Genomic DNA, 5,556 nt, shown 5'->3' with positions numbered 1-5,556 from the left:
GGGTGGGACTGGCGGCCGGGCTGGGGGCGGCGAGCGCTTCCGGGCCCTGGACGATCGGGTCGGTGCCGACGGCGGACTTGGGCGGCAGTTTCGCACCCCGGGCCGATGTGGCGTGGGCGCACTTCAGCGCCCTGCTGAGCAGGTCCTCGAACCGGTCCTCGATGGGCGAGTCCGACTCGGCCCCCACGCCGAGCGGCGCGCCCGTGGACAGGGAGCCCCCCAGCCGGGCGCCGCCGATGATCGAGTTCACCAGCTTCTCGACGTCCCTGGCCGAGACGTCCCCGCTCATCGGCGGGGGCGGCGACATGTTGTAGCTGTAGCCGTCGCGGTTACTGCACTCGACTGCCGGGGCGGCCTCGTTCTCCGCGTCCGCCGGGGCCGCGGCGAACGCGAGCAGGGCGGCGGCGGAGACGGCGGTGGCCACGGCAGCGGTATGTCGGTACATGATGCTCCCCAAGGACGATGATCCGGTTATCGCGATCACTACCCCTGGCGGTATTTCGATTACTTCATAGTTGGATCTAGCCCTCTTTACGCCGTCCGCCCTTTCCGGTGGGCGTGACCCCTGCGGAACGTCCGCGCATAATCGATCCGGTGGCCGTGTGGAAGGGGCCGGAGAAATGCGGGTGTTCCTTGTTCTCGTGCTCGCCGCGGTCGCGTTCGCGACGTCCTGCGGTGCCGCCGAGCCGGCGAATCCGGCGCTGCGCGCCGAGTTGCTCGCGATGCTCGAACGCGACCAGAAGTTCCGGACCCTGGAGGCGTCCCAGGAGGACTTCGACCGGGTGGAGAAGGAGAACACCGACCGCATGCGGCAGATCCTCGACCGGCACGGCTGGCCGGGCCGCGCTTTGGCCGGCGAGGACGGCGCGCACGCCGCGTGGGCGCTCGTCCAGCACGCCGATCGTGATCTGGACCTGCAGCGGCGCGGCCTCGTCCTGATGCGGCGGGCCGTGGACGCCGGCGACGCCGACCCGTCGGACCTGGCCTTCCTCGTGGACCGGGTCCGGGTCGCGGAGCGCCGGCCGCAGGTGTACGGCACACAGTGGGAGACCGGCCCCTCGGGCGAGTGGCGGCCCCGCACCCCCATCGAGGACGCGGGCAAGGTGGACGAGCGGCGGGCCGAAGCAGGGCTGAAGCCGCTGCGGGACTACCTCGAGGAGCTCAGATCCGTAGGTTGATCCAGCTATATTGAAGCGCTGTTACATTGCTGGAGAGGAGCCCCCCCGTTGTACCCCGCGATCGAACCCTACGAGCACGGCCTGCTCGACACCGGCGACGGCAACCTCATCTACTGGGAGGCGTGCGGCAACCCCGACGGCAAGCCCGCCGTCATCGTGCACGGCGGCCCGGGTTCGGGCTGCTCGACGAACATGCGCCGGACGTTCGACCCGGAACGTTTCCGCATCATCCTGTTCGACCAGCGCAACTGCGGACGCAGCCGCCCGCATGCCGCCGACCCCGCCACGGACCTGTCCGCCAACACCACCCAGAACCTGATCGCCGACATGGAGCTGCTGCGCGAGCACCTCGGCGTCGACAGGTGGCTGCTGTACGGCGGGTCGTGGGGCTCGACGCTCATCCTGGCCTACGCCGAGGCGTACCCGGAGCGGGTGACGGAGATCGCCATCGCCGCCGTCACGATGACGCGCCGGTCGGAGGTCGAATGGCTCTACCGGGGCGTCGGCAGGTTCTTCCCCGAGGCGCAGGACCGGTTCCTGGAAGGTGTGCCCGAGGCCGACCGCGACGGCGACGTCTTCGAGGTGCTGGCGGCGTACGGGCGGCTGCTGGCCGACCCCGACCCCGACGTCCGCGCGAAGGCCGCCGCGGACTACGCGGCCTGGGAGGACGCGGTGATCTCCCAGGAGGTCAACGGCAAGCCCAACGCCTACAGCGACCGGCCCTCCGACGCCGTGCTGGCCATGACCCGCATCTGCGCGCACTACTTCGCCAACGCCGCCTGGCTGGAGGAGGGCGTGCTGCTGCGTGACGCCGGCCGCCTGGCCGGCATCCCCGGCGCGCTCATCCACGGCCGCCAGGACATGGGCAGCCCGGTCCAGACGGCGTGGGAACTGGCGAAGGTCTGGCCCGACGCCAGGCTGCACGTGGTCGAGGACTCTGGGCACACCGGCAGCGAGACGTTCAGGCAGGTCCTGCACGAGCTGATCGAGGGTGTCTCCCCGGTCAAGGAGGGGTGAACCCGCGGCTCGCGATCATCTCGGGGGTCTTGGACGGTGCCCCTGGTGACCATCGCTTCGCCGTCGGACGACTCCGTACGGGTGAGCCGCGGGTTCGCAGGCTGGCAGGCGGACAGGGCGCGGCGAGGCGCCGCCAGCGACATCGCCACGCCTTGTCCGCTCGCTGACCTGCGGTAACCGTAACCAATCCGGCTATTGGGACACCACCCATTTAGCGCCGCGTGTTCACGTTCACGCCCACCGGGTGACCTGCCGCCTCAACGTTTGCGGCCCGTTCGCGGGCGCGAGGGGCGCTCGGGCGGCAGCACCTCCACCGACGTCTTGCGGATGTGGTCGTAGACCAGCGACGTGCGGACGTCGGCGATGTTGCGGTGCCGGGACACGTGGTCGAGCACGAAGTCGCGCAGATGACCCGCGTCCCGCACGCCGACCTGGATGATGAAGTCGTCCCCGCCGGACACGACGAACACGGCCAGCGTCTCGGGCAGCGCGCACACGTAGTCGCGGAAGCCCTCCACCGCCTCGCGGATCTTGGGGTGCAGGCGGACGTTGATCAGCGCCTGCACCGGGCGGCCGATCGCGTCGAGGTTGACCTCGGCGTGGAAGCCCTCGACGACGCCGGACGAGCGCAGCGACCGGACCCGCTCCAGGCAGGTCGAGGGGGCGATGCCGAGGTGCTCGGCCAGTTCGCGGTTGGTCTGCCTGCCGTCGCGCTGCAACTCGGCGAGGATCGCCGTATCAAGTTCGTCCACGTACGTATCTTCGCACGTCTTTCCGAATTTTCTTCGGAAAACCATCATGATCTACGCCAGAACGGCGGCGTTGGTGTGACTCTTCTGGGAGAACTTCGGAGACAAGGACTTGTGGATGAGCGTGCTCGACGAACTGGACCGCCGTACCGATCTGCCCACCAAGGAGCTGACGGTCAAGTGGGTGATCGTGATCGACCGCGACCTGCCCAGAGGGCTCCAGGCGAACGCCGCGGCCTGCCTGGCCGCCTCCGTCGGGGTCGCCGTGCCGGCCATCGTCGGCTCGGGAGGCGTGGACGCCTCGGGGCTGGCGCACGCCGGTCTGCCGTGGACGGGCTGCACCGTGCTGGGCGCCCCGGCCGCGATCGTGCGGCGGCTCAGGAACGACGCCGCCGATGAACCCGACCTGGTGGTGTCCGACATGGCGGCCGTCGCGCAGCGGACCAACGTGTACGACGACTACCTGGCCGAGCTGGCCCGGACCGAGGAGCCGTCGTACTACGCGGTCAGCCTGTTCGGGCCGCGGGCCTTGGTCGATCGCCTGACGGGACGGCTGCCACTGCTGCGGTGAGCCGCCCCGGCCGTGCCGGTCAGAGCGGCGGAACCAGCACGAAGTAGCGATCGAGCAGGGACGCGTCCCCGCGCACCGTGAGCCCGCCGGCCGGAATCCGCCGCCACAGGAACAACAGCAGCTCCGACCCGCCGCCCGACACCTCGACGTCGGCCGGCCCGTCGTCGCCCAGCCGGACGTGCTCGCCGTCGAAGCACACCGTCCACGCGCCGGGCCCGTCGGTCCTGACGAACCGGAACCGCTCGCCCGCGCCCGGCGGCGCCGACGCCCAGGCGCGCCGCGCGGGCGCCATCACCTCGAACGTCTGAGTGATCGCGGCCACCGCGATGCCCGCGTGGATCGGCCGGGCCGCGCCGAGGGCGTGCTCGGCGTCCCAGCGGTGCACGGCGGCCTCGATGGTCTGCATGCGCAGCCAGAACCCGGTCGTCTGCTCGTGCGACCACGTCCACGCGGGTTCGTCCGGTGACCGCTCGCTGAACAGCCTTTCGAGCCGGTCCGCGCCCTCCTCGGCCCACTCCAGCAGGGTGGCCGGGATCGGGCCGTGGTTGGGGTGCCGGTCGAAGCGGGGCCAGCCCGTCGTGTCGGGAGGCAGTTCGGCCGCGATCAGGCCGGCGCGGCCGGGCGGCCCGTCGAGCCGGTCCCTGATGACGGCGGCCACACCCCGGTGCACCCCGCCGAGGTGGAGCACGAGATCGGACATGGTCCAGCCGGGGCAGGACGGCACGAGGGGCGCGTCGCCCGCCCTGGCCGCCGCGCGGGCGGCGGCCAGGAACGCGCGTACCTCCCGGCGGAAGTGTGCGACGGCGTTCATCCGCCCTACTGTGCCGTACGCGTCAGGCCGTGCTCAGGGGATCGGCCTCGATCCGGCGGCGACGCCCGGCCAGGTACGCGACCGCCCCGGCGGCCAGCGCGAGCCCCACCAGCGCGGCGCTCACCCACAGCGGCGACCGGTAGCCGAGCCCGGCCCCGATGGCCGCGCCGCCCAGCCAGGGCCCGAGCGTGGCCCCCACGTTGAACGCCGCCGTGGCGAACGCGCCGGCCAGGGTGGGCGCGCCGGTGGCCGCGTACAGGACCTGCGAGATCAGCGTGGACCCGACCGCGAAGGACAGCGTCCCCTGCACGAGGACCAGCACGACCGCCGGTGCGGGCGCGCCCGCCGTCAGTGCGAACGCGACCCAGCCGGCCGCCAGCGCCGCCCCGCCGCTCACCAGCAGCGGCACGGGCCACCTGTCCGACAGCCGCCCGCCGATCGTCACCCCGGCGAACGAGCCCAGCCCGAACAGCGCGAGCATGCCCGGCATCCAGGAGGAGCCGATCCCGCTCTCGCCGGTGAGCACCGGCGCGAGGTAGGTGAAGGTGCAGAAGGTGGCCCCGTTCACGAGGGAGCCGAGCAGCAGGAACACCAGCAGCCGGGGCCGGCGCAGCACCGCGAGTTCGCTGCGCGCGCTCGCGGGCGCGCCGCCGGAGGCGTCCCCGCCGGGTACGGACCTCAGCACCGCGTACAGGGCGGGGACCAGCGCCAGGGCCACCGCCCAGAACGCCGAGCGCCACCCCCACAGCTCGCCGAGCAGCGCCCCTCCGGGCACTCCGGCGACGCAGGCGAGGGTGACCCCGCCCAGCAGGACGGAGGCGGCGCGCCCCTTGGCGTCCGGCGGGGCGAGGGCGACGGCGGTGGCCATGGCCACGGCCAGGAACCCGGCGTTGGCCAGCGCCGCGACGACGCGGGTGCCGACCAGCACCCCGTAGTCGGGGGTCAGGGCGCCGACCACGTGCGCGGCCAGGAAGGCGAGCAGGAACCCGAGCAGCGCGCGCCGCCTGGACAGCCGCAGACTCAGTAGGGCGGTCAACGGCGCGCCCACCACCATTCCGGCGGCGAACGCCGAGGTCAGCAGCCCGGCGGCGGGGATGGACACGTTCAGGTCGCGGGCGATGCCGGGCACCAGCCCGGCCAGCATGAACTCGGACGTGCCCTGGGCGAAGACCGCCAGTCCGAGCAGGTAGACAGCGAAAGGCATCAGACAGCTCTCACGGGAGGGCGGGC

At 72.3% G+C, this 5,556-nt stretch carries 7 protein-coding genes; 3 read left to right on the top strand and 4 right to left on the bottom strand.

All coding sequences use genetic code 11. The annotated features are described in order from the left end of the window. On the bottom strand, positions 1 to 445 hold a 445-nt coding region (locus FAF44_RS51660; protein WP_237110853.1), incomplete at its 3' end, for a hypothetical protein. Between the two features lie 175 nt (positions 446 to 620). Between FAF44_RS51660 and FAF44_RS51655 the strand changes: the two genes are divergently transcribed. Both FAF44_RS51655 and pip read left to right on the top strand, forming a co-directional pair. After that, positions 621 to 1,178 carry a DUF6624 domain-containing protein gene (locus tag FAF44_RS51655; protein ID WP_237110852.1) on the top strand — a complete coding sequence of 186 codons (558 nt, stop codon included), beginning with the start codon at positions 621 to 623 and terminating at the stop codon, positions 1,176 to 1,178. A 48-nt stretch (positions 1,179 to 1,226) separates the two neighbouring features. Next, positions 1,227 to 2,195: a prolyl aminopeptidase gene (pip, locus tag FAF44_RS51650; RefSeq protein ID WP_237110851.1), complete on the top strand. Its 969-nt coding sequence runs from the start codon at positions 1,227 to 1,229 to the stop codon at positions 2,193 to 2,195. 257 nt (positions 2,196 to 2,452) lie between these two features. On the opposite strand, the gene FAF44_RS51645 is transcribed toward pip, so the two are convergent. Continuing rightward, a complete protein-coding gene (locus tag FAF44_RS51645) occupies positions 2,453 to 2,947 on the bottom strand; it encodes an Lrp/AsnC family transcriptional regulator (RefSeq protein ID WP_237110850.1) in 495 nt (164 codons plus the stop codon). A 115-nt stretch (positions 2,948 to 3,062) separates the two neighbouring features. Here FAF44_RS51645 and FAF44_RS51640 point away from each other — a divergent pair, with 115 nt between their 5' ends. Continuing rightward, a complete protein-coding gene (locus tag FAF44_RS51640) occupies positions 3,063 to 3,515 on the top strand; it encodes a DUF2000 domain-containing protein (protein WP_237110849.1) in 453 nt (150 codons plus the stop codon). A 19-nt stretch (positions 3,516 to 3,534) separates the two neighbouring features. On the opposite strand, the gene FAF44_RS51635 is transcribed toward FAF44_RS51640, so the two are convergent. Together FAF44_RS51635 and FAF44_RS51630 are read right to left on the bottom strand one after the other, a co-directional pair. Next, entirely contained in the window at positions 3,535 to 4,326 is a 792-nt protein-coding gene (locus tag FAF44_RS51635; protein WP_237110848.1) for a maleylpyruvate isomerase family mycothiol-dependent enzyme, read from the bottom strand. 22 nt (positions 4,327 to 4,348) lie between these two features. Further along, on the bottom strand, positions 4,349 to 5,530 hold the full coding sequence (locus tag FAF44_RS51630; RefSeq protein ID WP_237110847.1) for a Cmx/CmrA family chloramphenicol efflux MFS transporter: 1,182 nt from the start codon (positions 5,528 to 5,530) through the stop codon (positions 4,349 to 4,351). Positions 5,531 to 5,556 lie beyond the last annotated feature (26 nt).

This window comes from Nonomuraea sp. MG754425 (genome assembly GCF_021699195.1).
GTDB lineage: Bacteria > Actinomycetota > Actinomycetes > Streptosporangiales > Streptosporangiaceae > Nonomuraea.
This window is presented reverse-complemented; position numbering and strand designations above follow the sequence as displayed.